This is a genomic window from Lapidilactobacillus achengensis, assembly GCF_003946655.1.
Classification (GTDB): Bacteria; Bacillota; Bacilli; order Lactobacillales; family Lactobacillaceae; genus Lapidilactobacillus; species Lapidilactobacillus achengensis.
The window spans coordinates 1-26,998 of record NZ_RHOV01000028.1 but is presented as its reverse complement, the minus strand read 5'-3'; the positions used below and the strand labels follow the sequence as shown (position 1 = coordinate 26,998).

Annotated in this window: 26 protein-coding genes, 1 tRNA gene, 1 pseudogene and 1 riboswitch; of the genes and pseudogenes, 6 read left to right on the top strand and 22 right to left on the bottom strand. The window is 50.8% G+C overall.

Translation table 11 applies throughout. The features are described from left to right. The coding region (locus EKM94_RS12515; RefSeq protein WP_225422224.1) for a hypothetical protein at positions 1-181 on the top strand (181 nt) is incomplete at its 5' end. Between the two features lie 375 nt (positions 182-556). On the opposite strand, the gene EKM94_RS11195 is transcribed toward EKM94_RS12515, so the two are convergent. The 13 genes from EKM94_RS11195 to EKM94_RS11140 all read right to left on the bottom strand — a co-directional run bounded on the left by EKM94_RS11195 (position 557) and on the right by EKM94_RS11140 (position 12,065). Further along, the gene (locus EKM94_RS11195; RefSeq protein ID WP_225422223.1) at positions 557-1,150 is read right to left on the bottom strand and encodes a TVP38/TMEM64 family protein; all 594 of its coding nucleotides are present in this window, start codon (positions 1,148-1,150) and stop codon (positions 557-559) included. A 181-nt stretch (positions 1,151-1,331) separates the two neighbouring features. Next, positions 1,332-2,225: an ROK family protein gene (locus EKM94_RS11190; RefSeq protein ID WP_125601957.1), complete on the bottom strand. Its 894-nt coding sequence runs from the start codon at positions 2,223-2,225 to the stop codon at positions 1,332-1,334. Between the two features lie 299 nt (positions 2,226-2,524). After that, a complete protein-coding gene (locus tag EKM94_RS11185; RefSeq protein WP_125601954.1) occupies positions 2,525-3,313 on the bottom strand; it encodes a class I SAM-dependent methyltransferase in 789 nt (262 codons plus the stop codon). A 569-nt stretch (positions 3,314-3,882) separates the two neighbouring features. Beyond that, positions 3,883-4,014: a hypothetical protein gene (locus EKM94_RS12930; RefSeq protein WP_263853262.1), complete on the bottom strand. Its 132-nt coding sequence runs from the start codon at positions 4,012-4,014 to the stop codon at positions 3,883-3,885. Between the two features lie 281 nt (positions 4,015-4,295). Next, complete coding sequence (locus EKM94_RS11180; protein WP_125601951.1) at positions 4,296-5,129, bottom strand: phosphoenolpyruvate hydrolase family protein; 834 nt, start codon at positions 5,127-5,129, stop codon at positions 4,296-4,298. Positions 5,130-5,187: 58 nt separating this feature from the next. Beyond that, a complete protein-coding gene (locus EKM94_RS11175; protein WP_125601948.1) occupies positions 5,188-6,405 on the bottom strand; it encodes a Tm-1-like ATP-binding domain-containing protein in 1,218 nt (405 codons plus the stop codon). A 90-nt stretch (positions 6,406-6,495) separates the two neighbouring features. Beyond that, positions 6,496-7,689, bottom strand: coding sequence for a phosphoenolpyruvate hydrolase family protein (locus tag EKM94_RS11170; RefSeq protein ID WP_225422222.1), 1,194 nt, complete (start codon positions 7,687-7,689; stop codon positions 6,496-6,498). A 312-nt stretch (positions 7,690-8,001) separates the two neighbouring features. Beyond that, entirely contained in the window at positions 8,002-8,325 is a 324-nt protein-coding gene (locus EKM94_RS11165; RefSeq protein WP_125601945.1) for a carboxymuconolactone decarboxylase family protein, read from the bottom strand. 296 nt (positions 8,326-8,621) lie between these two features. Next, on the bottom strand, positions 8,622-8,825 hold the full coding sequence (locus tag EKM94_RS11160) for a hypothetical protein (protein WP_125601942.1): 204 nt from the start codon (positions 8,823-8,825) through the stop codon (positions 8,622-8,624). A gap of 451 nt (positions 8,826-9,276) precedes the next feature. Beyond that, on the bottom strand, positions 9,277-9,690 hold the full coding sequence (locus EKM94_RS11155) for a cupin domain-containing protein (RefSeq protein WP_125601939.1): 414 nt from the start codon (positions 9,688-9,690) through the stop codon (positions 9,277-9,279). A gap of 86 nt (positions 9,691-9,776) precedes the next feature. Beyond that, positions 9,777-10,304 carry a flavodoxin gene (locus EKM94_RS11150; protein ID WP_125601936.1) on the bottom strand — a complete coding sequence of 176 codons (528 nt, stop codon included), beginning with the start codon at positions 10,302-10,304 and terminating at the stop codon, positions 9,777-9,779. A gap of 332 nt (positions 10,305-10,636) precedes the next feature. Then, a complete protein-coding gene (locus EKM94_RS11145; protein WP_125601933.1) occupies positions 10,637-11,533 on the bottom strand; it encodes a LysR family transcriptional regulator in 897 nt (298 codons plus the stop codon). A gap of 277 nt (positions 11,534-11,810) precedes the next feature. Then, complete coding sequence (locus EKM94_RS11140) at positions 11,811-12,065, bottom strand: hypothetical protein (RefSeq protein WP_125601930.1); 255 nt, start codon at positions 12,063-12,065, stop codon at positions 11,811-11,813. Between the two features lie 506 nt (positions 12,066-12,571). Here EKM94_RS11140 and EKM94_RS11135 point away from each other — a divergent pair. Both EKM94_RS11135 and EKM94_RS11130 read left to right on the top strand, forming a co-directional pair. Then, positions 12,572-12,644 (top strand) — tRNA-Thr (locus EKM94_RS11135). A 348-nt stretch (positions 12,645-12,992) separates the two neighbouring features. Continuing rightward, positions 12,993-13,499 (top strand): kinase, encoded by a 507-nt coding sequence (locus EKM94_RS11130; RefSeq protein ID WP_164511218.1) that lies wholly within the window; start codon positions 12,993-12,995, stop codon positions 13,497-13,499. On the opposite strand, the gene EKM94_RS11125 is transcribed toward EKM94_RS11130, so the two are convergent. Further along, positions 13,474-14,001, bottom strand: coding sequence for a GNAT family N-acetyltransferase (locus EKM94_RS11125; RefSeq protein WP_125601924.1), 528 nt, complete (start codon positions 13,999-14,001; stop codon positions 13,474-13,476). The two genes, EKM94_RS11130 and EKM94_RS11125, sit on opposite strands and share 26 nt — an antisense overlap. Before the next feature lie 270 nt (positions 14,002-14,271). After that, a riboswitch (Fluoride riboswitch) is annotated at positions 14,272-14,331 on the top strand. A 119-nt stretch (positions 14,332-14,450) separates the two neighbouring features. On the opposite strand from EKM94_RS11125, the gene eno reads away from it, so the two are divergent. Beyond that, positions 14,451-15,722: a phosphopyruvate hydratase gene (gene eno, locus EKM94_RS11120; protein WP_125601921.1), complete on the top strand. Its 1,272-nt coding sequence runs from the start codon at positions 14,451-14,453 to the stop codon at positions 15,720-15,722. A gap of 19 nt (positions 15,723-15,741) precedes the next feature. Here the strand turns inward: eno and EKM94_RS11115 are convergent, their stop codons facing one another. Then, on the bottom strand, positions 15,742-16,017 hold the full coding sequence (locus tag EKM94_RS11115) for a hypothetical protein (protein ID WP_125601918.1): 276 nt from the start codon (positions 16,015-16,017) through the stop codon (positions 15,742-15,744). A gap of 294 nt (positions 16,018-16,311) precedes the next feature. On the opposite strand from EKM94_RS11115, the gene EKM94_RS12510 reads away from it, so the two are divergent. Both EKM94_RS12510 and EKM94_RS11110 read left to right on the top strand, forming a co-directional pair. Then, positions 16,312-16,476 carry a hypothetical protein gene (locus EKM94_RS12510; protein ID WP_164511217.1) on the top strand — a complete coding sequence of 55 codons (165 nt, stop codon included), beginning with the start codon at positions 16,312-16,314 and terminating at the stop codon, positions 16,474-16,476. A gap of 424 nt (positions 16,477-16,900) precedes the next feature. Continuing rightward, a complete protein-coding gene (locus EKM94_RS11110; RefSeq protein WP_125601915.1) occupies positions 16,901-17,260 on the top strand; it encodes a hypothetical protein in 360 nt (119 codons plus the stop codon). On the opposite strand, the gene EKM94_RS11105 is transcribed toward EKM94_RS11110, so the two are convergent. The 7 genes and pseudogenes from EKM94_RS11105 to EKM94_RS11075 all read right to left on the bottom strand — a co-directional run bounded on the left by EKM94_RS11105 (position 17,161) and on the right by EKM94_RS11075 (position 26,577). Then, a complete protein-coding gene (locus tag EKM94_RS11105) occupies positions 17,161-18,474 on the bottom strand; it encodes a C1 family peptidase (RefSeq protein ID WP_125601914.1) in 1,314 nt (437 codons plus the stop codon). The genes EKM94_RS11110 and EKM94_RS11105 overlap by 100 nt on opposite strands. A 526-nt stretch (positions 18,475-19,000) precedes the next feature. Next, a pseudogene (locus tag EKM94_RS11100) lies at positions 19,001-20,983 on the bottom strand (KUP/HAK/KT family potassium transporter); the annotation flags it as partial. Between the two features lie 350 nt (positions 20,984-21,333). Further along, positions 21,334-21,615: a hypothetical protein gene (locus EKM94_RS11095; RefSeq protein ID WP_125601908.1), complete on the bottom strand. Its 282-nt coding sequence runs from the start codon at positions 21,613-21,615 to the stop codon at positions 21,334-21,336. 79 nt (positions 21,616-21,694) lie between these two features. Beyond that, on the bottom strand, positions 21,695-22,090 hold the full coding sequence (locus EKM94_RS11090) for a hypothetical protein (protein WP_125601905.1): 396 nt from the start codon (positions 22,088-22,090) through the stop codon (positions 21,695-21,697). Positions 22,091-22,422: 332 nt separating this feature from the next. Further along, a complete protein-coding gene (locus EKM94_RS11085) occupies positions 22,423-23,085 on the bottom strand; it encodes a metal-dependent transcriptional regulator (RefSeq protein WP_125601903.1) in 663 nt (220 codons plus the stop codon). Between the two features lie 694 nt (positions 23,086-23,779). Next, positions 23,780-24,970: a C40 family peptidase gene (locus tag EKM94_RS11080; protein ID WP_125601901.1), complete on the bottom strand. Its 1,191-nt coding sequence runs from the start codon at positions 24,968-24,970 to the stop codon at positions 23,780-23,782. A gap of 377 nt (positions 24,971-25,347) precedes the next feature. Beyond that, the gene (locus EKM94_RS11075) at positions 25,348-26,577 is read right to left on the bottom strand and encodes a CHAP domain-containing protein (protein ID WP_164511216.1); all 1,230 of its coding nucleotides are present in this window, start codon (positions 26,575-26,577) and stop codon (positions 25,348-25,350) included. Between the last annotated feature and the right edge of the window lie 421 nt (positions 26,578-26,998).

Here is a 26,998-nt window from a genome sequence, read left to right as displayed (position 1 = left end):
AGAAATTCGGGGTGAGATCGCCGTGAAATTGTCCTTGGCGGCTTTGCCGCTTAGGACAAGGCCTGATTTTGAGACAAGCCGCGTCCTTTGCGGATTGGCTCAAAACAGCGCCCACAGCGAGCTCACCCCGAATTTCGCAGCGCAAGCCGTGGATATCATTGAAACGTGTTCGCCGACCTAGCTTCTTGCGCTTAGCTACGCAACTATTTCGGTGGCACAAACCCGCCTCCAAAATAGTTGCTAGGCTAATTGCTCAGAAGCTGTCCAGATCTGATCACACTGGCGTTGGTGGGCTGTTTATCCGTCCGGCGGAAGGTCGGGCTGGGGGTGAGTCAGCCGCGATATTATTCTTGGCGGCTCTGCCGCCTAGAATAAGGCCGAGTTTTGAGATTTTCGGCGCACTTCCGAAAAGCTCAAAATCGTGCCCGCCGCGTTCCACCACCCCCAGCCCGACCTGGAGCCCCACCACACTTGCCCTCCACCAACGCCACGCGCAGCGCAAGCTGTGGACATCATAAAAACGTGTTCGCTAACCAGGTCAGCGAACACGCTTTTTCTAGAACAATCGCAGTAGCCACTGACTGCCATAGAGCAGAACGTAGCTGTAAGCAGCAATCGTAAATGGTTTCAGGAGAATAATGATCAGGGCGAATTTGGTCCAAGTCATTTTGGTCAAACCGGCTAGCATCACTAAAATATCGTCCGGCGCCATGGGTAAGAAGATGGCCAGAGCGAAGAAGCGATCGAAGTAGCGTTGGTTTTTCGTCTTGTCGATATATTTTCGGTATGTTTTCTCCGGGATCAGGTGCAAAATGAAATCTTTTCCATAATGCCGCGCCAGGAAGAAACTAATGAAAGAACCGATCGCGATGCCGACGTAGTTGTAAATGAACCCAGCCAGCGGACCAAATAGGAGCACGCCCACCGCTGTGCTGACCCCGCCAGGAATGATCGGGATGACCACTTGAATGATCTGGACCAGAATAAAGAGCAACGGCCCCGCCACTTGGCGCTGGGCCAAATATTCGTGAAGCAACGTTTGATTTTGGAAAATCCCCAATTGCCACCAATAAACGGTCAAAACCACAATGCCGGTCATTGATAGCGCGGTGACGATATTGATCAATCGTCGACTTGTTTGTGTCGTCAAAAAAAGACGCCTCCCTCGTGAATCACCTGATGATAAGGTGATTATAGCAAGGGCGACGTCTGGTTGCACGAAATTTAGCTAACACCAGTCTAACACTTTTGTCATCTCACAAAACCGTCGGAAACAAAACCGCTTGAGCGCGCCTTTGCTGAGGTGACGATTCGAGAAACAACCGGCAAAATTAGGCCAAAGTGACTTCCGGATGCCAATCGGTAAAGTTCTTGACCGCGCCGACCAAATTGGCGTCATTGGAGAAACGACTGGTCTGAATATCCACGGTGGCCGCGGTCAAGTTGGCCCATTTCAAGAGATTGCTGACCCGCTCCGCCAAAATACCTGGCAGATCTTTCCGCGCGGAAACCCCGCCGGCCAAAATAATGCGATCAGGGTTGAAGCTAGAAATCAAATTGAACAAACCCTGAGCGTTATAATCGTAGAATTTATTCAATTCTGTTTGCGCCAACACATCGCCAGCCGCCGCCAATTCGAACAATTGCTTGCCCGTCACCGGCTCGCCGCCAGGATTCTGGTCATTGTAGCGCGCGGCCGCGTTGACTACGGTGCCCATTTGGCTCCAAGTCAATTGCGGTCCCAACTTCATATAGCCGAATTCGCCGCCAACCAAATCGCGCCCCCGGAACAATTGCCGATTCAAAATGACCGAGCCACCGATCCCGGTGCCCAGAGCAATAACCAAGGCGTTATTGACGTCTTTAGCACTGCCCTTCCATAATTCCGCTAAAGCCGCACAGTTCGCGTCATTTTCCATGGCAACCGGTAGCCCGCCGAACATTTCTGAAAAGGCCGCTTTGATTGGAAAATTGTGGATGTAGGGAATGGCGCTCTCCCCGCGGATCTCACCTTTTTCATTATCAACCACACCTGGCAAAGAGAATGCAACTCCTTGCACCGTATCGGCGTGGCTTTTCAATTCTTTGAAAGTCGCCAACAAACTTTCTTGCATTTCCACCCAAGTTGCCGGTGTTGTGAAAGCCCCTTGCTGTGCCAGTTGATCCGCTGCCCACAAACCATATTTGACGCTAGTTCCACCAAAATCAAACACTACGATTGCCATGTTCTGCCTCCAAAATTAATCGATATTGACCTGAAAAATCAATTGAAACGCCATTGAAACTCACACGACTGAAATGCAATTGAAACGCGAAGCTCGACCTGCGCCGCCCAGCCCACTTTGAGCCGAGATCTGAAGCTAAGTCGCACCAAGCCAAAACCAAATGATACTCTAAATATAACACGATTTCACTAGAAATGAGACCGTTTTTACAAAAAGAATAGACAGCTGGTCAAATTGACTAGTCAGACCGCTGGGCGTCGACTGCCGCTAACACTCATCTGGCTGAACGAACAGATGGGTCAGGCGCGCTTGGCAACTAATAAGGTGAACTGATAATGCTCGGTGATCGTCAACGAGCCTTGACGTAACTGGGGCCAAAGCGCACGCTGGGCCGTCTGTAATTTCGCCGCGGTCATTTCAGGATAATCCTGCAAATAGGCCAGCAAGTCTTCGCGAGCCAGTCGTTCCGTGGTGGTGAAGTCGAAGGTCTTGGTCGCGACCGTCGCGAAATCTTGGGCCAAGGCCGTTTGATAACTGCGCATCAGCTGCCCGTCGACTTCCGGCCGTTCTGGCGGCAACGCCAACTGCTGCCACAACGGCGTGAACAAGTCATCGGTCACCGCCGTTAAGCGGAAAATCAGCAGCCGCTGGGTCGCCAAACTTGCCAGTTGTCGCAACGCTGCCGGCGTCACCTCAGGCAACATGCTGGCGAACACAACCGGATATCGGGCTTGCTGGCGCACCAGTTCTTGCCAACTGGTCTGCCGCCAAGTCAGTTGACCCCAACGCTGGTTTGCTTGCTTAGTTTGCAAGTGTTGCCAGCGCCGGGCCAGGATAGTCAACATCGCCGTGGAAAAATCGGCTACCGTTACAGCCTGGCCCTGTTGCACCAGTGGCAAGGCGAAACGCCCCGTGCCGCCGCCAAGATCCAGCAAGGCGGTTTCGGCCGGCGGTAACAGGTGTTGTTGCCGGAGGTACGTCAAAACCGCCGGGACGTACGCTATCTGGCTAGCTTGTTCCGCGGCGTAATAATCTGGAGCGAATTCGTCCCACGCCTGTTGTTGCGCGGCTCGATCGTCGGACTTCATGGTGGGTCACCTCTACTTGATAGTTTAGCACACGGGCGCTGGGAAAAGTATGACCCGCGACACTTGGCAGTTGCTTCAAATACTAGCAAAAGTAGTGTGCCCGCAGCTTGCGCTGCGCGTGGCGTTGGTGGATTGCAGATGTGGTGGAGCTCCAGGTCGGGCTGGGGGTGGTGGAAACGTGTTCCACGCAATTGCTTTCTGCGCCGATACGCAATTTCACTGGATTGATTGCATCAATCCGGCAAAATCGCTAGTCGTGCTCAAAAGCAGACCATTGCGTTCCACACTCTTCTTCGAACGCGGCGGGCACGATTTTGAGCTTTTCGGAAGTACGCCGAAAATCTCAAAACTCGGCCTTATTGTAGGCGATAAATCGCCAACAATAATATCGCGGCTGACTCACCCCCAGCCCGACCTTCCGCCAAGCAAGCAAACGAACCACCAACGCCAGAGTGTGAACCGACCCGGGTAGCTCCTGAGCATTAGCCTAGCAATTGTTTTGGAAGCCGAATTTTGCTTCCGGAACAATTGCGTAGCTAAGCGCAGGGAGCTGGGTCGGCGAACACGTTTCAACGCCACGCTCCGCTCCAGCCGCTCAACGTTCTAACAGTTGTTTGAGCACTCCCGCCATCCGGCAAGCTGTCGCTAATTGACGGGGAACCACGTAATTGACGACCGTGGTTAGTGGTTTCAATTTTCAAATTGGTGATACGCCTGTCGGTAAGTCACAGCTCACCAGGGACGTAACCAAAAAGAAACCAAACGCCCCCGCGTCTGATTTCTCCAATATCTATACAAGTTAACGCCAACTTGAACCGCTTGGGTTCTTGAATGCGCACTGTGATTGTTCATATCATTATTTCCGTCAAGTTACTGATTAGCTGTCATCCTCAGCTATCGATCAGTAATTATTGCTCAGAGAAGTATTTTTGAAACGTGTTCGCCGACCTGGCTTCTTCTGCTTACTTACGCCGGTCTGCGCTCACTGTTTTTTTATGGCCTTGAATGCTTCTGTTTGTGCTTTGATACTACGTTCTGCCGCGAACCGCTCAATACTGGAAGCGCCAAAGAAGCCGTCAATGCCTGCGACCCGGTCGATCACGTACGCTGCATCCTTGGGTTCAGCAATTGGACCCCCGTGGCAAATTACCATGATATTAGGATTTACTTTGCGACCCGCATCCAAAATAGCTTGAACTCTTGCGACGCTATCATCCAGTGTAACGGCGGTTTTAGCGCCAATCGCCCCCTTAGTCGTCAAGCCCATGTGTGCGACTAAAATATCAGCGCCTGCCTCCGCCATCTTCGTTGCTTGTTCTGGATCAAAGACATATGGCGTGGTTAACATACCTAATTCGTGAGCCTCACGAATCATTTCGACTTCAAGATCATAGCCCATGCCTGTTTCTTCAAGATTTTGTCGGAAAACACCGTCGATCAATCCGACCGTGGGAAAGTTTTGAACGCCATTGAAGCCTTGTGCTTGTAGTTGTTGTAAATAAATCTTCATTACGCGAAACGGATCGGTTCCGCAAACGCCTGCGAGCACAGGGGTATGTTTAACAACCGGTAGAACTTCGTGACCCATTTCAACGACGATCTGATTGGCATCGCCATATGACAGGAGCCCCGCTAAGGAACCGCGACCGGCCATTCGATAACGACCAGAATTGTAAATGATCAACATATCAGCGCCACCGGCTTCACTACTTTTCGCCGTGATACCAGTACCTGCGCCGACACCAACAAGCACATCGCCTTGTTGCCGTTGTTTCCGAAAATCCGCTAAAATCTCTGTTCTACTTCTTGTATCCATAATCTCATTCTTCCCTTCTCATTTTGACTAGCTAAGTTATTGGGTGCACTTCAGTCGATCATGCCTTAGTCCGCACCGCGATCAAACGCAATAATTCGGTCACGCAGGCACTAGAAAAGGCAGGATCATCAATATTATTTGGCAGCTCACGAACCTCGATCAATTTGTTTGTCAATGTTTGTTTTAGACTATTGGTAAAAGCGAGATCTTCGTCGGGACCATAGAATGGCTGGCCTAGCGCATCGATTTTGGAAAAGCCTTTGGTGGGGATCATCACAGTCACTGGTGCAATAGCTTGATTTAACTTGGCGGCCATTCGTCGACCCAGTTCTTGATTTTCGCTAACCGTGGTTCGCATTAATGTCACTGTGGGATTGTGCTTAAACAACTTTCGATTGGAAAACTGTTTAGGAACGGTTTCAAAGGGGCCAAAGTTAACCATGTCTAGCGCACCTGGGCAAACAACTTCTGGTAAGCCTGCCGCAACCGCCGCCTCCAATCGTTGTGGCCCAGCTGAAAGTACCCCACCGACTAATTCATCAGCCATTTCTGTTGTAGTCAAGTCCAATACTCCGACAAAATAATCATTCTTGACCAAGTGTTCCAAAGTTCGGCCACCCGTACCAGTGGCGTGAAAAACTAATGTTTCATAACCTTTATCCTGCAATAGCTCCCGAGCATGATCAACGGCTGGTGTCGTGACGCCAAACATCGAAGCGCCAATCAGCGGTTTAGTGTCTACTTCCTGATCAAACTTAGTATTGACCAAGCCTGAAATTGCCGCCGCCGCATTGTCAAAGATTACTTTCGATAATTTGTTCAAGCCAGAAACATCAACGATCGATGGCATCATAATGATATCGCTGGTGCCAACATAAACACTAGTATCACCAGAGGCCACCGTGGACACCATCAGTTTCGGTACACCGATGGGTAGTTCCCGCATTCCTGGTGTCAAGACCGAAGTTCCACCAGACCCGCCAAAGCACAAAACCCCGTCAAACCGCTTTTGACGGTATAGTTCAGGTAAGAGTTTCGCGAACCCATCAGCTAGAAGTGTGGTCGCTTGGCCGCGATCCGCTTGTTGGACAGCACTAACCGTTGATCCAATAGTCGCTAATACCTGATCAGCGCCGATATCCGGTTGAAAATAGGGTTGATAAACACCCGTATTAATCGTCAAAACATGATTACCTAATTGTTCCAGAATCTGCTTAACATACGCGTATTCCGGGCCTTTTGTATCCAAGGTACCTGCTAACGCAATTGTTCCCATGGCTTACCTCCTAGATCTTTTTAACTACATCCTTATCATAGAATGGAAAAGGTTTTCATTCATAGGTAATCTAATACGGTTTACTAGTGATTATATTCGTTCGTGCTGACGATATGCACGCGGTGATTCTCCAAAATACTTGCGGAAGATTTTATTGAATTGGGCATAGTCAGGATAACCAACTAAGGTTGCAATGGTTGTTAGCGGCTCCGTTGTTGTCTGAAAAAGCTCGACCGCCTTATTCAGGCGAAATCGAATCAAATATTCGGTAAAGGACTGTTCCGTTTGCTGCTTGAATTTCGTACTCAAATAAGCTGGCGTTAAATGCAACATGTCAGCCAGTTCCGCCAGATAAATTGGTTCAGAATAGTTTTCTGAGATATATTTCTTGACGAAGTTTACCGGTGTATAGAATTTAGCCGCCCCCTTGAGAATTTGAACCGTCAAATTATCATCGGTTGTTTTAGCAGCATCTTTAAAAGCGCGAGTCTGGTTTGTAATTGTTTGCTCAGGCGTCAGGCGCTCAAACGTTGAACCACCAATATATCCATCAATACTCGGAATACGATTATACAAATAGCGGACTTCTGTCAGTTCAGTCACAATGCCGCCATAAATCATCAACAGGCTCTGACAATGCCCTTTCTTCAAGGCCTGGCAAATTTCAGTAACTTGATTGATGGTTGCCTCAAAGCTGTGGATTCGCCGAGCGCCGCGCAACCCACCCTCTGTCAATCCCAAATGAATACAAATGACATCTGGTGGAATTGTGTTGGCCAGTAACGCCTCCGTCACTGTCGTAACGAAAGCTACCGTAAACAGTCCTTGCTGATGGGCGTGTCGCAAGAAATCGATTTCTTGCTCAAACCGTATCCCATCCTCAAACAGTCCTTCGCGAAATTGTCCATCAAATAAGCAGATTGTTGGGTAGTTAACCACGCCAGCAATACGTTCAGCTTTTAGCTGCTCAATCAATTCCGCGCTATTCATGCAGGGATCCGTCGCATTGACACCAACTAAAATCGGAAAATCTTGAACGATGGGCAAGATTTCTGTTAGAGTCAATTGCCGGGTTTGCAAATTACTATTGGTAAACGGAAGATAGCCGCCTAAAGATGACCGCCCCATTTGACGGAATTTTCCTGAATTCAAGACCATAATGAAATCGGCGCCAGCACGCATCGCCGATAACGCATTCATTCCCGTCGCTGTACTAACGCCCAATAAATAATGGTGTGCTTGACGTTGGCGCCGAAGAGCCCGGTTCAGATCAATCTCGACCACTAAAATCTCACCTTTCTCAGAGAAGAACTCACTTGTCTACAAACAACTATACCCATTTTCTTCTTTAAAAGGCAATGTGGCCGTTTATTTCTCCGCAGCCAAGAATCCCCGGGAGGCAATCAAAATGATTTCACACGAAACTGAGGCCCGCGTGATTATTTCCCATCTTTTCAAAGACTTCACTACAGGCTACGAGCTTAACTGATTTATTCTATACAAAAAGTCTGCCGCCTTCTATCCCACCCCATCGAAAGCGAATAGAATCAAAGCGACAGACCTTTTTTGAAATTCTGCTATAGTACGTTCGTAAACCTATTCAGTGTCTCCGTAGACTTGCTTGGCCAGATCGAACGCTGACCAAGCCTTGGGCCAGCCGGCGTAGAACGCAAGATGCGTGATCAACTCAACGACTTCTTGCTTCGTGACGCCGTTTTGCTTGGCGATTTTTAGATGGGCGGCTAATTGCGGCGCGCCCATGGCTAACAAGGCCGCGCACGTGATCAAGCTGCGGTCATGGGCGGACATTTCCGCCTCACGTGACCAGACTTCACCGAACAAGACATCGTCATTTAATTCTGCGAATTTAGGGGCAAAATCACCTAGGATATCGCGACCTGCTGTTTGTTTCTTACTCATTGTTTTTCCTCCTTGATTATTGGTGACTTGATTGATTAATGTGGCTGTAGCTGGTTAAAAGTATGATGGCCGCAGCTTGCGCTGCGCGTGGCGTTGGTGGATTGCGAGTGTGGTGGGGCTCCAGATTGCGAGTGTGGTGGGGCTCCAGGTCGGGCTGGGGGTGGTGGAACGCGGCGGGCACGACTTGAAGCTTTTCGGAAAACCACCGAAAATCTTCAAGCTCGGCCTTATTGTAGGCGATAAATCGCCAACAATAATATCGCGGCTGACTCACCCCCAGCCCGACCTTCCGCCAACTAGTAAACAGCCCACCAACGCCACGCTCCGCTCCAGCCGCTCAACGTTACCTTACTCATTGAAGCACACACGCCGACTAGCAAGCTATGATCGAATGATGAAGAGCCACGCAATTGACGACTATGGCTAGTGGTCACCAGCTTTAAATTGGTAACGCCAGTGCAGTCTGTCTGATGAACTAGGACAAGAGTTTTCTGAATCAACTGAATCGGTCGTTCTTCACCCAATAATTATTCAGGAAACGAGTAGAGATGTTCAGTCTACGCAAAATACTCCAACCTCCTAATCAGAATTAGTCGGCATTGCCGTACCACCTCAAAAAGGGCAATTGTTTGACCTCTACCTCGCAAGACCACTTCGTCAAATCCTTCGCTTCGATTGCAGATAAGCTCAATCCTGCCTAGCAACCGGGTCGGGCCATGCGGCTCAGCAGTGAAATTATTCTTTGCGGCTTTGCCGCTTAGAATAAGGCTCGATTTTAAGACAAGCCGCGGTTTTTGCGGATTGGCTTAAAACGATGCCCACTGCGTTCCAGCCGCATAAATGGCCCGACCCGGTTGCGCTCACGCGCAACACCCACCAAAACCGCAATCAAGCAAAAGATCATGAATAGCACCCAGTCATTCCAAATCAACGCAACCCAATGCCACGCCCCTAGTCAGGCAATGCGTCATACTCTGCATCAGAAACGGCTTCCAACCATTCCGGTGTGCCAGTGGTGATCGCCACATGCGCGAACCAACTGTCCTTAGTCGCGCCATGCCAGTGCTTGACGCCGTCATGAGTGACGACCACATCGCCGGGATGCAAACGCCGCGCGGGCTGACCCGCTTCTTGATACCAGCCTTCGCCGCCGGTCACCAGCAGGATTTGATAGCCGTCATGATGAATGTGCCAGTGATTCCGGCAGCCAGGCTCAAAGGTCACGTTGCCGACGCCAACATTGATGGCAGGATCCGCGACCAGACTGGCTAAATAGCTTTGACCGGTAAAATATTGGGCGTAAGCGTCATTTTTGGCGCCGCGGGGGAAAATCGTACCGTTTTGAACTGCTTCGTTTTTTACCATAATAAAACCTCCAAAAAATTAACTTCATTCATTGCTAGCTGATTTGCTAGTGGTGTTCTTGCATCTCTTGTTGCTGGCAGCACTGGTTACAGGTGGCAATCGTCATAGTTGGCGGCCAGCCAGTTGATCAGCAGCAGATCGGCTTGGGCCGCGCGACTGCCGCGAACGATTAGTGCTGGATGGAGCTGAGCGCCGGCGCAGAGTTGCGTCAGCTGCCGTGCGGTGTCGCCACCGCCGCTGCCTTCATGGGTGCAAAAAGGATAAATCGGCTGACCGGCCCAATCGTGGCTGCGCAAATAATCGCTGACGATCACTGGCAAGGTCCCCCACCAAATGGGGAAACCGAGAAATAACGGTTGAGCTGGGCGCGGTTCTTGGACCAAGGGCTGCCAAGCGACCGCGGCCGACTGCGCCAATTCAGCTTTGCTGCGCGTCACCGTTTCTTGGTACGCCAGCGGGTACGGCGTCACCGGCAACAGCGCCTGCAAGGTCCCGCCAACTTTTTGACCAAGCATTTTTGCCAAAACCGCGGTGTTGCCCTCGGTCAGCGGACGAACTTTCCCAGCCACGAAATTCTCGCCCGGATGAGAAAAATATAAAATCAATGGCGCCATGTGCCACCTCCTTGACCATTAAACAGAGTGTGAGCCACCCCGGGTAGCGCTTGAGCATTAGCCTAGCAATTGTTTTGGAAGCCGCACTTTGCTTCCGAAACAATCGCGTAGCTAAGCGGAAAGCGCTGGGGTGGCGAACACGTTTCAAAAACAGAGTGTGAGCCGACCTGGTCAGCTTCTGAGCATTAACCTAGCCAGGATTTTGGAGGCGCTCCTTGCCCCCGGAAGCCTGGCGTAGCTAAGCGCAAGAAGCTAGGTCAGCGAACACGTTTCAAAAAAGGCCCGTCGTCGATGAGATCATCGTACAACGGGCCCAGTAAATTGACCAATGCTTATTTTTGAGTTGGGGATGCTTGAAAGGCATGCTGAAATCGGCGAATCAATTCAGCCACCACCGGCGTGTGCAGCCGCTGTTTCCAAGCCAGCACGCAATGCGTTTTGACCGTGGGCGCCAAGGGAATGAAGCGCAGATCCGCGCCCAACCGATTGCTCACCGCGCCTTCGATGGTCACCGCCGCGCCCACCTCGTTGGCCACCAAGGAGAAAACATTGAAAATCAGATTATAAGTCCCCACCACATTCAACTGGTCAGCGGGCACTCCGGCGAAATCACTGAGCAACTGCTGCACCGGCGCGCGACTGGAACAAAGTAGCGGTGTGCCCAGCAGATCGGCCGGCCGGATCTCCGCTTGTTGCGCCAGAAAATTATGCTTTGAAACCAACAAGCCCCAGCGCTCTTCTCGCGGTAAGGTCAGCGTGATGAAATTTTCCGTTGGCACTGGCTCCAGCAAAATAGCCAGATCCAGCAGCCCCTTCTCCAAACGATCGCTGATTTCATCACTGGTCGCTGACAGCAAGTCGAAATGGACCGCCGGATAATCATTGACCAATTCCTCAAGCATTAGCGCCAACGTGTCGGAATTGTCCGCTTCCACACAGCCGATGGTGAAGTGTCCGCTTAGCTGACGTTGGCGTTTTTGCGCCAAGGCCTGCTCTAATTGTTGGTCGAGCTGTAAGATTTCGGCGGCCCGTTCTTTCAAAAATAAACCTTCTTGGGTCAGGGTCAAGCGATGATGTTGGCGGTCAAAGAGCGGCGCGCCGACTTCTTCCTCCAGCTCGTGGATTTGGCGGCTCAACGTTGGTTGGGTGATATGTAGCGCTTGCGCTGCCTGGGTGATGTTTTGTTCTGTTGCCACTGTCCAAAAATAGCGCAATAATCTGATTTCCATCGCGGTCCCCACTCTCACTGAATTTCTCTCTTCAGTATACACCGTCCCGGCTTCTCACGGGAAAACTATCTGCGGCAGTAGGTTGAAAAAGTAGCGTGTCCGCAGCTTGCGCTGCGCGTGACGTTGGTGGTGGGCAGATGTGGTGGGGCTCCAGGTCGGGCTGGGGGTGGTGGAACGCGGCGGGCACGATTTTGAGCTTTTCGGAAGAGCGCCGAAAAGCTCAAAACTCGGCCTTATTCTAGGCGGCAAAGCCGCCAAGAATAATATCGCGGCTGACTCACCCCCAGCCCGACCTTCCGCCAGACGAACAAACAGACCACCAACGCCACGCTCCGCTCCAGCCGCTCAACGTTATAACAGCCGGTTGAGCACTCACGCCAACTGGCAGGCTATGGTCAATTGATGAGGAGTCACGCCATTGACGGCCGTGGTTAGTGGCCACAAGATTTAAATTGGTGACACCAGTACAGTTTGACTGATGAACTGAGGCGAGTTCTTGATAAATCAGTCGGATTGGTCGGTTTCCAACCAAAATCCGTTTAAATAAGTGAGATAAAGTTGGCGGCACTATCCGAAATGTGCCGACCTATGTCCCTCAATCTGTTGATGTTGCCGTACCACTAAAACAGTTGGTGATTGTTTTGACCTCTAGCTTGCAAAACCACTTCGTCAAATCCTTCGCCTTGATTGCAGATAAGCTCGATTCTGCCTAGCAACCGCCTCAGGACGTGTGGTTCAGCGGTGAGATTATTCTTAGCGATTTATCGCTTAGAATAAGGCCTGATTTTGAGACAAGCCGCGTCCTTTGCGGATTGGCTCAAAACAGTGCCCACCGCGTTCCAGCCACGACAAACGTCCTGAGGCGGTTGCGTCCACATCCAAACCCACCACACCTGCGATCAAGCAAACAACTAAAAACCAGCGACCGGTTTTTCCAAAATAACCCAGGGTTCGAAGATTGCCATAAATTACTTGCAAAAGTTGTTGACAACACTGCGATTTCTCGGTATGATTTTAATTGTGTTAAATTAAGAGATTGCCGCTTTAGCTCAGCAGGTAGAGCACCACCATGGTAAGGTGGGGGTCGCCGGTTCGAATCCGGCAAGCGGCTTTCCAGAGGCTTTATATTATTAAATTAACGCCCCTAAATGTTGGTAAAACAGCGTTTAGGGGTTTTTCTTTGCGCGCGGTTGCTTCGAATTGAAAGTTGCTGTGTACATCTTATACACATTTGGTCAAACTTATGGGCAGGCATTTTTTCGGTAACAATGATTTTAACCATGGGACTGAATTTCAAAATGGCGCTTATTCGACCAGAGCGTCCAAATAAGCGCTATTCGTCGTCAGAAGATTTGTCGTGTCCAAGTACGCGGAGCGGCCGCCAGTGCGCCGGCAAAAATGTGCTATAATAAAATTATTTTTATGAGGGCTTTGGGCGGGAACCATGGTGGTGGAGGCAATGGCGATGGGCGCGCAATTGATTATTATTCGAGGAAATTCGGCCAGTGGGAAGACGACGACGGCGCAGCAATTGCAGCTGGCCTTGCAACCGGCGGCGACGTTGTTGATCCCGCAAGATGTGGTGCGCCGCGATATGCTGCACGCGCCGGACAAATCCGGCAACTTGGCGCTGGCGTTGATTCGGGACTTGGCGGAATTTGGCCGTCAAAATTGTCGCTATGTTATTTTGGAAGGAATCTTGAAAAAATCGGTTTATGGGGAAATGTTGCAAGATATTAGCGCAACCTTTGCCACACCACCTTTGGTTTACTATTTCGACCTGTCTTTCGCCGAAACGGTGCGGCGTCATGCCACGCAGGCAAACGCCAGCTCTTTTGGCCGCGTGGAATTGACCCAGTGGTGGCAAGCCCACGATCAATTGGAGACGGAGCACGAACGGCTCTTTACCAGTGCGGAAACCCTGGCGCAACGAGTTCGACTCATTCTGGCTGATCTTGGGGTTTAGTCCCACTAGTGAAATGCCGCCCGAGAATATCTAAATCCCGCGATCGACCCGCCAGTAGCGCCACGCCAGGCAAATGGGCCCACGGTGTGAAGCCGTTTTTGCGAAAAAGGTGCTGACTGGCTTGGTTATGCCCGAAAACATAGGCCAGCAATGTGGTGACTTCCAGGCGCGGCAGCTGCGTCACAACAAAGTCCAGCGCCTGCTGCCCCACCCCCTGGCCTTGCGCTTGATCGGCCAAATAGAGACTGATTTCGGCAGTGCGCGCGTATGCCGCCCGCCCATAAAAATCCTCCAACCCGACCCAGCCGACCACTTGGCCCGCCGCGATCAGCAGCCAAAGTGGGCGCCGCCGCGGATCATGCGCCGCAAACCAAGCCTGGCGTTGCGCCACCGTCACCGGGGCCAAATCCGCGGTGGCTCGATGCCCGGGGATTGCTTGGTTATAAATGGCCACGATTTGCGGCAGATCCGCCGCCGTTGCCTGAACAAAAGTTATTTCCATTATCGGTCCTCACTATTTTCGTTTTTTCCTGGTCGGCGCGTTTGCATATTTTCATTTTATGCAAGCTTTTGCCGGCTTTTTTTGGATATTTTATGGGAACTAACGGTTTCTTGATCGTGGGCTTCACTTTGGTCGCAAGCCACACCGGCCGAAAACCGCCGCCACTGCCGATTTTCTCAGGAAATTGGGCAAATTGGTCAGCGGCGCCTTACTTTTTACTAGGGTGAGTCCCTTTGTTTTACAATTCGTGAAATTCGTGGTAATTTAAGAGCGAATGAACGGGATGGTGCTCCCGACAACCGCTGAAAAGCTGATGGCGCCTGCTTGAATGATACTGTTGCCACGGTGATCGTGGTCAATTCGTATGGTTTGAGCAGGCGTCTTTTTTATGCCATTTTTAGCACAAAGAGTCGGCGAACATGTCATTAAAAAAATAAGGGGGAACTAGCATGACAGTAGTAATTGAAAATGTTAAAGCACGGGAGATTTTTGATTCGCGGGGCAATCCGACCATCGAAGCCGATGTGATTCTGTCCGACGGCACGTTGGGGCGGGCCGAGGTGCCATCAGGCGCTTCCACCGGCGATCGCGAAGCCGTTGAATTGCGCGATGGCGGCACGCGGCTAATGGGCAAAGGCGTGCTCAAGGCAGTGGCCAACGTCAATGGCAAAATCAAGAAAGCACTGATCGGCCAAGATCCTTGCCAACAAGCGGAAATCGATAAAATCATGATCGACTTAGACGGCACCCCAAACAAGGCTCGCCTCGGCGCCAACGCGATTCTAGGCGTTTCCATGGCCACCGCTCGCGCGGCCGCCGCCAGCAAACATTTACCATTGTATCGTTACTTGGGCGGCGTTGATTTGGAATTACCACAACCATTCTTCAACGTCATCAACGGCGGCGTTCATGCCGACTCAGGCATCGCCGTACAAGAATTCCTGATCACCCCGATCGAGCGCACCAGCTTCCGGGATGGCATGGAAAAAATCGCCAACATTTATCACACTTTGAAGAAAGTTTTAGCCAAAGAAGGCTATGAAACCGCGGTTGGTGACGAAGGTGGCTTCGCGCCGAAATTAAGCAGCACCGAGGAAGCCATCGAAATGTTGTATCGGGCCATCAAAGAAGCCGGCTACGAACCTGGTAGCGAAATCGGCATCGCCATTGACCCTGCCTCCAGCGAATTCTACTCCGACGAAACGCACAAATACAGTTTCGAAGGCAAGGAACTCGACTCCGACGAACTCCTAGTCTACTACCAAAAACTCGTCGCCGAATATCCCGCCTTGATCTCCATCGAAGACGGCTTCTCCGAACACGACTGGGACGGCTTCAAGAAGCAAACTGATGTTCAAGGCAAACAAATCCAGCTGATCGGCGACGACATTTTCGTCACCAATCCAAAGATTTTCAAGGAAGGCATCGACAAAGGCGTGGCCAACTCGATCTTGATCAAGCTGAACCAAATCGGCACCGTCACCGAAACCATTGACACCATGAAAATGGCCCGGGCAAATGGTTACACCACCATGATTTCTCACCGTTCTGGTGAAACCGGCGATACCTTTATCGCTGATTTCGCGGTCGCGATGAATGCTGGTCAGATCAAGACTGGTTCAATGGCACGGAGCGAACGGGTCGAGAAGTACAATCAGTTCCTGCGGATCGAAGAAGAACTAGGCGGCAATGTTGGTCTGGCGCACTTCCCGAAACGCTAACTTAATTCTGGCTCCAAAATTATAACCAATTTACAACCCAATGAAAAGGCCGCTGTTCGCCCAGCGGCCTTTTTGTGTGCTTGGTTGGCATTCGTTGCTGTTGTTCTTCGCTTCTATTGTTTGACTCTTCGCTGAATGCAGGTGTGGGTGGGTATTGCGCGTGAGCGCAACCGGCTGGGACTGCTGTTGCGGACTGGAACGTGGTGGGCGTCGTTTGAAGCCAATCCGCAAAGGCGCGGCTTGTCTTCAAATCGAGCCTTGTCCTAAGCGGCAAAGCCGCTAAGGACAATTTCACCACTGAGCCGCGCAGTCCCAGCCGGTTGCTAGGCAGAATTGAGCTTATCTGCAATCGAAGCTGAATATCTGACGAAGTGGTTTTGCAAGATAGAGGTCAAACAATTGCCCTCCTTTGGGGTGGTACGGCAATGCCAACTGATTCAGATTAGAAGGTCGGGACATTTTGTGTAGGCTGAACATCTTTACTTGTTTCCTGAACGATTCATGGTTGGAAATCGGCCGATTCAGTTGATTCGCTGAGAACTAGGTTGATCATCAAACCGACTGCGCTGGTGTCACCAATTTAAAGCTTGTGACCACTACCCACGGTCGTAAAGTGCGTGGTCCCCCATCAATTGACCATAGCTTGCCAGTCGGCGTGAGTGCTCAAACGGCTGTTAAAACGTTGAGCGGCTGGAGCGGAGCGTGGCGTTGGTGGTTCGCTTACTCGTCTGGCGGAAGGTCGGGCTGGGGGTGAGTCAGCCGCGATATTATTGTTGGCGATTTATCGCCTACAATAAGGCCGAGCTTGAAGATTTTCGGTGGGTTTCCGAAAAGCTTCAAGTCGTGCCCGCAGCGTTCCACCACCCCCAGCCCGACCTGGAGCCCCACCACATCTGCCCTCCACCAACGCCACGCGCAGCGCAAGCTGCGGGCAATCTACTTTTGGAGGTGGTACGGCAACACCAACGGATTTGGATTAGGTAGTCGGGACATTTTGCATGGACTGAACAGTCTCTACTTGTTTCCTTAATAATCCTCGGTGAAATCGACCGATCCAGCCGATTCATCCAGAACTTGCATTAGTTCATCAGACCGACTGCACTGGTGTCACCAATTTAAAGCTTGTAACCACTAACCACGGTCGTCAGTTACGTGGTTCCCCATCAATTGACAATAGCTTGCTCGTTGGCGTTAGTGCTCAAACGGCTGTTAAAACGTTGAGCGGCTGGAGCGGAGAAATTCGGGGTGAGATCGCCGTGAAATTGGTCTTAGTGGCTATGCCACTTAGACCAAGGCCTGATTTTGAGACAAGCCGCGCACTTTGCGGATTGGCTCAAAACAGCGCCCACAGCGAGCTCACCCCGAATTTCGCAGCGCAAGCTGCGCGCACCCTACTTTTGTCCAACCAGCTTTTCACAACAGCCGCGTCAAGAGCTGGTCAGGCCAAGCCATCCCAAGCAGGCAGGACAACCGGCTCGCCGTCAGCCACCGCAAGCTCAGCAGCGGTCAAGTATTTCCGCTGCACAACAACTTCATAGGTAAACTCGTCAAACCAGGCCGGACTCATCACAAAATAACCCTTGGCGCCAACCTCATCACCCCAGCTGTTCTCAACCTTCCACTGCGTCGCCTGATCAGCGACTAAATCGACACCGGTCAAGGTCATCGCGTGCGTCACTTCGGCCTCACCGTAACGGAATCGATCCGCCTTGTTCAAGCTCAGATCGACGCCAAACAGTTGATCGACTTGGTGTAACTGCGGATCCAATAATCCTTCTTTACGCTCACTTTGCTTGCCCACATCATTGCCAAACCACACCGTTTCACCGTCGCGTAATTGCGCGATCGCCGCGCGGCGCAAACTTGCCATCGCCACATTGGTGAAAATGATCGGCAAGCCGCCCACCACATTTTCTTCGGCGGGCAGGCGGTACGCTTGATCCAACGGCTTATCCGGCGCGTTGGTCAGCACGACATAATTATCCAGGTCCATGGTGAAATAGTCGGTGAAGAAGGCTTGAGGCGTTAAGTCAGCTACTCGATGATATTTTTTATCATCGTCGCGATATTCTAGGTCGAAGGAAACTGGGGGTTCGCCGACCGCGACCGCCGTCATGCGATAAACCTCGCTCAACAAGGTTTGCCGCCGGGCATTGATCTCGCCCGCGGTCGCGCCGCCGTTCTTCAACTCGCGCAAAATCGCAGCATCGCGCCGCAACTTCAAATCCAAGGCCGCGCCGAAACCGGCAGTGGCGTTGGTGTTAAAAGTTTCCGGCATCGCCGCTTGGGGCACCACCCCATACTTCTTGACCAAACTGGCCGCCATCGCCCACTGCCCGCCGTCTTGACCGGGGCCGGCCAAATAAAAGGCGACTTCCCGATCATCAACAGGGCGATCCGCCGTCCGCAGAATATTGTCATAGAAAATATTGGCGCTTTCCACCTTATCCCAGAAATACAAATAAGATTGGGACAACTCAAAGTCCTTAACCTTGTATTTTTGCGCAAAACTGTGACGCAACGTATTCAATAATGAGAAAAGCCAGCAACGTCCCGATTGCTTCTGATTGGTCACGCCACCAGTTTCTACCTCCACGGAAAAAGTCCGATTCAGCCGCACCGCCACCTCAGGATTGTAGCTAGCCTCCAAAACACCGCTACGCATCGCCGCATGTTGGGCCACCGTTAAATTCGCCGCGCTAAAGTTATCCCGAAACGCCTGTAATTGTTGTTGATCGATTTCATGTGTCATGATCAAACCGCCTCACTTTTATGATTAGTTATTATCAGTACCATACCACAAATCATGATGGCTTGATGTGAAATAATGAGAAATAATGATAAAAAGTTAGAAAAGATTGCCCAGCCCCCCAATTTCCGGTCAAGATTAGCGGTACTTCAACTCAAAAGTGCTCCCGTCATTCCTAGATGAACAGCGGCGGCTAGAGCCCAGCAGTTTCCTGGACATCAAAAAAGTCCGCATCGTCAATTTTACTTGACGACACAGACTTTTTTGATTTTTACGGGTCTAGAATTTTTACTAGGTTATTCTAGTTGCGATGAATCACTAGAATTTACTGATCGTCATACTGCTGATCCTTGGGTTCATGGGGCAGCGGTTGGCGCGGCACTTTGTGTTCCGGCTCGCCGGTGATGCCATCATGTTCGTGGTGATGGTGATGATGATGCGCGATTTGCGCCGCTGCTGCGGCCGCTTCCGGATAGGTTTTGCCGTAGCGCACCGCGGCTTCGTCTTCATCCAAATAACGGAGGCTGATCCGATCGGACTTGCCCAAAATCAGCGGCACCTTTTCCACGACCACATCGGCGAATTCCAGGCCGAACCAAGAGGCCGGATTGCTGGTAATATTTTGCAGGCCGACCCGCAATTGGATCATGGTCCGTTCGAAGGACTTGATCTGCGTTGCCGGTGAGATCACATCTTGCACAATGACAAAACTGAAATCGCCCACATCCCGACCGACAATGGTGGTATATTTCTTCGGTTGCGGATCGATCTGACCCCGTTCGATCATCTCGTGCACGATCGCCCGCAAGTAGACATTGACCCGCTGTTCCCGCCGGAAACCAAGGTAAAGCTGCACGTTGATCACGTTCCGCGTGCCCAAAGTATCCACACTATATTCCGCGGTGTAGGGCTCGTCAGTCACATTGACCGTCACGAACCAGTAAGCCTTGGCCCGCTTTGGCCGTTTATCCAAGATCGAGTACATCATTTCCCGCTTGACCTTGTTGCCTGGCTTGACCTTCGCCATGTAAACCACATTATCGGAGTAAGTCGGCAAGCCTTCATCATTACTCAAGCGACTGAGTTGATCCTTGTAATCGTCCAGACTGACATAGGCCGAACGATATTCTTCCCGGTCGCGAATGCGATTGCCGTAATACCAGATATACATCACCAGCAAGATCACACCGGCAATGATCGCGGTGACATAGCCACCATGCACGAATTTGACCAAGGAAGACACCAAGAACATCCCCTCGATTATCCCAAAGAAGGCCACCATCAACGCGGCCCAAATCAATTTCACGTTACGCAAACGCAAGAATTGATACAGCAAAAGCGTGGTCATCAGCATGGTCACCGTGATCGCCAAACCATATGCCGCTTCCATATGTGACGAAGTTTTGAAATAAGCGATGATGCCCAAACAAGCGATCCACAAAATATTGTTGACTAAAGGAATATAGATCTGACCGTGTTTTTCCGTGGGATAAACGATTTTCATCCGAGGGAAGAACTTCAGCCGTACCGCTTCTGAAACCAAGGTGTAAGACCCGGTGATCAGCGCCTGGGACGCAATGATCGCCGCTAAGGTCGCCAAAACGATCCCGACCAGCCGCCACTCACCAGGCAACATTTCGAAGAAGGGATTGAAGGTCGCGTCCTTAGCCAGGGCCGCGTTGTTCGCGTTGTTCATCACCCAGACCCCTTGGCCCAGGTAATTCAACATCAAGCTGACGAAAACAAACGGCCAACTCCCGTAAATATTGACCCGCCCCACGTGGCCCACGTCCGAATAGAGCGCCTCCGCCCCGGTGGTCGCCAAGAAGACGCTCCCGAGAATGAAGACCCCCACATGATTATCCGGGTTAAAGAACAACAAATTGATCGCGTAATATGGATTCAGCGCCCGCAAAATCGACAGATCCGCCGTCATATGCAACAAGCCACTGATCCCCAAGAACAGGAACCAAATGAACATGATCGGACCGAACGCCCGACCGATTGCTTTCGTCCCAAAACGCTGGATCAAGAATAAGAATGACAAAATGATCACCGTAATAATGATCACTTCCGTCTGCGACTTGACCGGTTCCACGCCGTTGAACTTGATGCCCTTCAAGCCCTCGATCGCCGTGGTCACCGTAACCGCTGGCGTCAACATCCCGTCCGCCAGCAACGCCGCGCCCCCGATCAACGCCGGGTAGATCAGCCACTTCTTCCGCCGCCGCACCAACGCGTACAGCGAGAAGATCCCGCCTTCGCCATGATTCGTCGCCTTCAGCGCGATCATCACGTACTTGATCGACGTCAACAGCATGACCGTCCAGAATATCAAAGAAATACTACCCAAAATCATCGAACGTGAGGCCGTATTCAAACCGCCATTATCAGCGATAATGGTTTTCATTACATAAAGCGGCGAAGTTCCGATATCACCATAAACGATCCCAATGGTGATCAGCAACCCGGCCATCGAAATGGCACTCCGCTTTCTTGCATTTAACCGCATTTTATCTTCCTCCAGCATAACTATCCCTTGGGCTTGTTTCCACCCGCGCCACCGCATGAAAAAAGCTCCCTTGTCTGTCAGGTCATTCGATTATTTCCGGGCACAACCTGCATCACTTGAGAACTAAGCCAATGCCGCTACTTTACAAGACTTATACCCGACTGTCAATAGAAAAAGTGAAGAAAAGTTTAAATTTCATCGGCGGCCTTGTAGCACCGGCCTGTCACCATAAATGACCCCCGTAGCAGCGCTACGAGCGCCCGCTTTTCGTGGGGATTTCTGCGGCTACTGGGAAAAGTAGGTTGGCCGCAGCTTGCGCTGCGAAATTCGGGGTGAGCTCGCTGTGGGCGTCACTTTGAGCTTTTCGGAAGGGCGCCGAAAATCTCAAAGCTGCGCCTTGTCCTAAGCGGCAGAGCCGCCAAGGACAATTTCACGGCGATCTCACCCCGAATTTCTCCGCTCCAGCCGCTCAACGTTTTAACAGTCGTTTGAGCACTCACGCCAATTGGCAAGCTATGGTCAATTGATGGGGAGCCCCGCAGTTGACGACCGTGGCTGGTGGTCACAAGTATTAAATTGGTGACACCAGTACAATCTGTCTGATGAACTATAGTAGATTCTTGGTGACCCAAACAAATTGGCTGATTTCCAATCAACACCCGCTTGAGTGTGCAAGTTTTTTTGCGATACCGAATGTACCGACTTTCTAATTCAAATCAGTTGATGTTGCCGTACCACTACAAAAAGGGCAATTGTTTGACCTCTATCTTGCAAAAGCACTTCGTCAAATATCCAGTTTCGATTGCAGATAAGCTCGATTCCGTCTAGCAACCGCCTCAGGACGTGTGGCTCAGTGGTGAAATTGTCCTTGGCGGCTTTGCCGCTTAGGACAAGGCTCGATTTGAAGACAAGCCGCGCTCTTTGCGGATTGGCTTCAAACGACGCCCACCGCGTTAGCCACGACAAACGTCCTGAGGCGGTTGCGTCCCCATCGAAACCCACCACGCCTGCAATCAAGCGCAGGTTCAAGAACCGATCCCAGACTTTCGGAATCCGTTGGCATTGCCGTACCACCCCAAAAAGTGGGAATTGTTTTGACCACCACACTTGCAAAAGCGCTTCGTAAAATTCTTCGCCTGCGCGGCTCAGTGGTGAAATTGTCCTTGGCGGCTTTGCCGCTTAGGACAAGGCTCGATTTGAAGACAATTCCCGCTTTTGGAATTGGCTTCAAACGATGCCCACCACGTTCCAGTCCGCAACAGCAGTCCCAGCCGGTTGCGTCCACATCTAGACTCAGCATACCTGCCATCAGGCAAAAATTCAGGAATAGAACACCGCCGTTCCAAATCAGTTCAAAGAGCCAAAACAATTCCCACAACAACCTCAAAAAGAAAAAATGCTTGCGCCCAAAACCCGGCGCAAGCAAAGCCCGGTGCCAGCTAGGACTCCGGTGCAGAAATCTGATTTACAAAAATATAACTGGCCGACTTGAAGCTGACTGGAATCGTCGCGCCGGCGTTGGTGCGCACCACAATTGGACCTTCGAAGGGTTCATGACGCAAAACGGTCATTTCCGTTCCCAGTGGCAGACCTAGATTTTGGTAATAGGCCAAGAATTCGTGATTATCAATGACTCGCTTGATCTGAACGGTGGTGCCATCCGCAATATCGACCAAGACTTGATCGTCGGAATCAGTTTCCTCAGCGTTACCGGGAATGATCCCGCCGTGCGGACAGCGCTCAGGCGCGTCCAAGTATTCGTTCAGCCGCTGGATCAGCATCCCGTCAGTGGCGTGTTCCAAAACATCGGCGGCCTCGTGCACCTCACCAATATTGTAATCCAGCTTATCGTGGAGGAACACCTCCCAGATCCGATGACGCCGCACTAAATTCGTGGCGATCTCCCGCCCCTTATCCGTTAGCGAGATCTCATTATAAGGCGTGTGACTGACCAGCTTCTCCTTGGACAAACTCGTCAGCATTTCCGTAACCGATGGCGCGCTAACTTGCAAAATATCGGCAATATTTTTATTCGTGATTTTCCGTTGATCATGATTCAACTCATAGATCGCTTTTAAATAATTCTCTTGACTTGGTGACATTGTCCCAACCTCCAAGTGTGCATCTCAAACCAATGTTACAGCTTCCATTATAACGTATTTAACAAATTCCTGCTTGGAAAAAACGAAGCGCTTTATTTTCATAGCAGAGTGCGAGCCAGCCCGGTTAGCTTCTGAGCATTAACCTAGCTAGGATTTTGGAGGCTGGTCTTCGCCTCCAGAATCCTAGCGTAGTTAAGCGCAAGAAGCTGGGCTGGCGAGCACGTTTCAAAGCAGAGTGCGAACCGACCCGGGTAGTGCTTGAGCATTAGCCTAGTAACTGTTTTGGGAGCTGAACTTTGCTCCCATAACAGTTACGTAGCTAAGCGGAAAGTACTGGGTCGGCGAGCACGTTTCAAAACCAGAGTGCGGAGCGCAACGGGTTGACTTCGAGCATTAGCCTAGCAACAGTTTTGGGAGCCGGTTTTAGCTCCCGGAACTGTTACGTAGCTAAGCACAGAAGTCAGTTGCACGCCGCACGTTTCAAACCCAGAGTGCGAGCCAGCCCGGTTAGCTTCTGAGCATTAACCTAGCTAGGATTTTGGAGGCTGGTCTTCGCCTCCAGAAGCCTAGCGTAGTTAAGCGCAAGAAGCTAGGTCGGTGAGCAGGTTTAAAAAAAGACACCGTCCGCAGACGATGTCGTAATCAAGTCAAAGTTAAGTTATGGAGAATGGAGAATAGCGGTCGCGGCTATGGATTAAAGCCGTTTACCAAAGGCTGGTGACCAGTTGCTGATTGATTGATAAGTAACGGATTGGCCAGGTTGTGGTGAGTGGATGTACTGCCCACCGCCAACGTAAACGCCAACGTGGTACGCAGAACCAACGCCACCCCAGAAGACCAAATCGCCAGCTTGTAAGCTACCGATGGAAACATATGAGCCTAATGAGCTCATCGCTTGGGCTGTCCGTGGCAAGGAAACACCAGCTTGGCGAGCCGCATAGTAGATCAACCCTGAACAGTCAAAGCCGGCAGGTGATGAACCGCCCCAAACATATGGTACGCCGATGTATTTAGCAGCGTTAGAAGCAATCGAGCCACCGCTAACGGAAACACTAGCTGAGCCAGAGTTGCTTGAGTTAGAGCTTGAGTTATTTGAAGTTGAGCTATTGCTTGAACTGCTTGACCGACGGGTTGTCGATGCCACAGATGCGGAAGTCGTTGCGACCCGCGAAGCCGCTGCAGCAGTTGCGGAAGCCAATTCACTTTGCAATTTTGCGATTTCTGACTTATTGTCTTCGATCTTCTTAGTTAAAGCTTCTTGGGCTGATTCAGCGTCAGCTTTCTTGTTATCAAGGGCAGCTTTTTCATTAACCAAAGTTGCTTTGATGGTAACCAAGCTTGACTTCTGAGCCGCTTGCTTAGCACGTAGATCTTGGATCTTGGCTTCTGCTTCTTTGACAGCGTCCATCGCTTCCTTGTTGGCGTCGCCTAAGTTCTTGACCGCAGCCAACCGGGACATTGCATCACTGATCGAATCAGAGCTGAAAATAAAATCAAGGTAAATGTTGCCGGTAACACTATTAGAAGATTCCGCTTGTAAGTTCTTCGCTTGTGCCCGTAAAACAGACTTGCGATTAGCTAATTCTTCTTTAGCAGCGGCGATCTGCTTGTCAGAAGTCTCGATGCTGGCTGTGACCGTCGTGATCTTCTTCTCGGCTGCCGCGATTTCGCGGATCTTGTCAGAAACTTCATTGGTCAGTTTGGCAACTTGGTTCTGTTGCTCATTCAATTGTGATAGCAGATTGTTGCCAGCGCTCTTCTTGCTGGCCAGTGAACTCTTTGCTTCGGAAACTTTGTCGGCGCTAACTGAATTGACACCCATAAATGTTGGTGCGGCTAAAATCAAAGCCGCTGCAGTAACCACAATACGCTTCGTTATCTTCATCAAATTTGTACACTCCCATAACTTAATTACAAAGCGCATTATAGCATGGGAACTATTACACGACTGTTACAGCGAGTCAAAGTTCATGTGACTTATATTACACCAATGTAACACTGTGTCCAGATGCCTACTCTAGCAACGATCTTCATTGTTATTTTTCTTTAGAGAATTCTTAAAAAAGTCTTGACGAACGGCAAATCAACCGTTTACATGACCAAATAAATGAAAAACCTTTTAATTTTAAAACGTTTGCAGGAATTGATCGACACCACTGGCACCCACGCAAAAAGACCCAACAGAGATCCTGCTGAGCCTCAATCAACTATTTAGCTTAGGGAAAAACTTAGTCAAACGCTGGAAAAATCATGATCGCACATTTAGTAAGGGCTGTGAACGTAAGTGTAGGCGCCAACGTTGCTGATCGTTTGCAAGTTAGGACCGCTTGGTGATGAGAAGCCCATCCCGCCTTGCGAGATCGTGATCGTGCCCGCCGCGGCGTTGTAAGATTCTACGTAAGCGACGTGGCCATATTGGCCGTCAGCTGTCCATTGACCGCCGACTGATTGACCGGCAGCGAAACTAACGATCGCGCCAACCGCTGGCGTATTGTTGACCGTGAATCCAGCCGCACGCGCGCTATTGCCCCAATCGGCGCCATTGCCCCAGCTACCGCCAGCCCAACCGGACCGTTGGTAAGCGTACCAAGTACATTGACCCCATGAATAAGGGTTGTTGCCGGTGTGAGTCACATTCGGTGTCCCAGTTGAACTGCCAGAATTGACATTACTTGAACTGGAATTACTTGAACTTGTGGAACTGTTAGTTGCCGAGCTGGCCGCTTTTTGAGCTGCCTTGGCCGCAGCTGCCGCAGCCTTGTTCGCCTTCTCTTGGGCTGCTTCGGAAAGTGCCGACTTCAAGGTAACTTGCAAGTTTTCCAAAAGATCCTGGTTCGCCGTGACTTCGGTTTGCAACTTGGCAACCGCAACACTGGCCGCCTTCTGCGCTTCAACCAAATCAGCCTTGTCGCTGACCAATTGCGCTTTGCTGTCAACCAAAGCCTGTTGCTTCTGGTCTTGTTCGTCCTTCAGATCTTGCAATTTGTTCTCGGATGCTTTGACCGCGTCCATCGCTTCCTGGTTGGCCTTATTCAGCTTGCCCACCGCGAAAGAACGGGATAACAATTCGGTGAAACCATCACTACTTAAAACAAAATCAATGTAAACATTGCCAGAAACACTATTGCTAGATTGCTTTTGCAATTCGACCAATTGATTTTTCAAAACCGTCCGCCGGTTCTTCAATTCGATCTGCGTTTCTTTGATCTCGCCGGCGATTTCGTCCAAACGCTTCTGTGACGCTTGGATATCAGAAGTGACACTGGCGATTGCCTGGTTCTTCGCCACGACCTTCTTGTCCAAACTCCAAACTTTGCTTTGGAGTTCATTCATTTCGGCGATCAATTTTTCTTTTTTCGATTTGTTACTGGAAATTGCGGACTGCGCCTCTGAAACTGAATCAGCGTGAACGGTTCCGACTTGAGCCATCACTGGACCGGCTAATAAAAGCACGGCTGCGCCTACGAATAATGTGCGATTGCGTTTTTTCAAATTGTACACTCCCATGACTTATTACTTTCGCAGTATAACATAGTAACCTTTACGAGAAGGTTACAGCCCTGCGAAGAAGTCATGACATCGCTTTGGGGAAATCACATTATAACGAATTGCTCATGGTCAGAATGTGGCCACATCAGTGTTCCCTTCATGAAAAAACTGATCAAGCAGTTAGGCTGATCAGTTCTTTGATTGCTTTGGCTGGTAAAAGTTGGTTGGCCGCGGCTTGCGCTGCGCGTGGCGTTGGTGGATGGCAGATGTGGTGGGGCTCCAGGTCGGGCTGGGGGTGGTGGAACGCGGCGGGCACGACTTGAAGCTTTTCGGAAAACCACCGAAAAGCTTCAAGCTCGGCCTTATTCTAGGCGATAAATCGCCAACAATAATATCGCGGCTGACTCACCCCCAGCCCGACCTT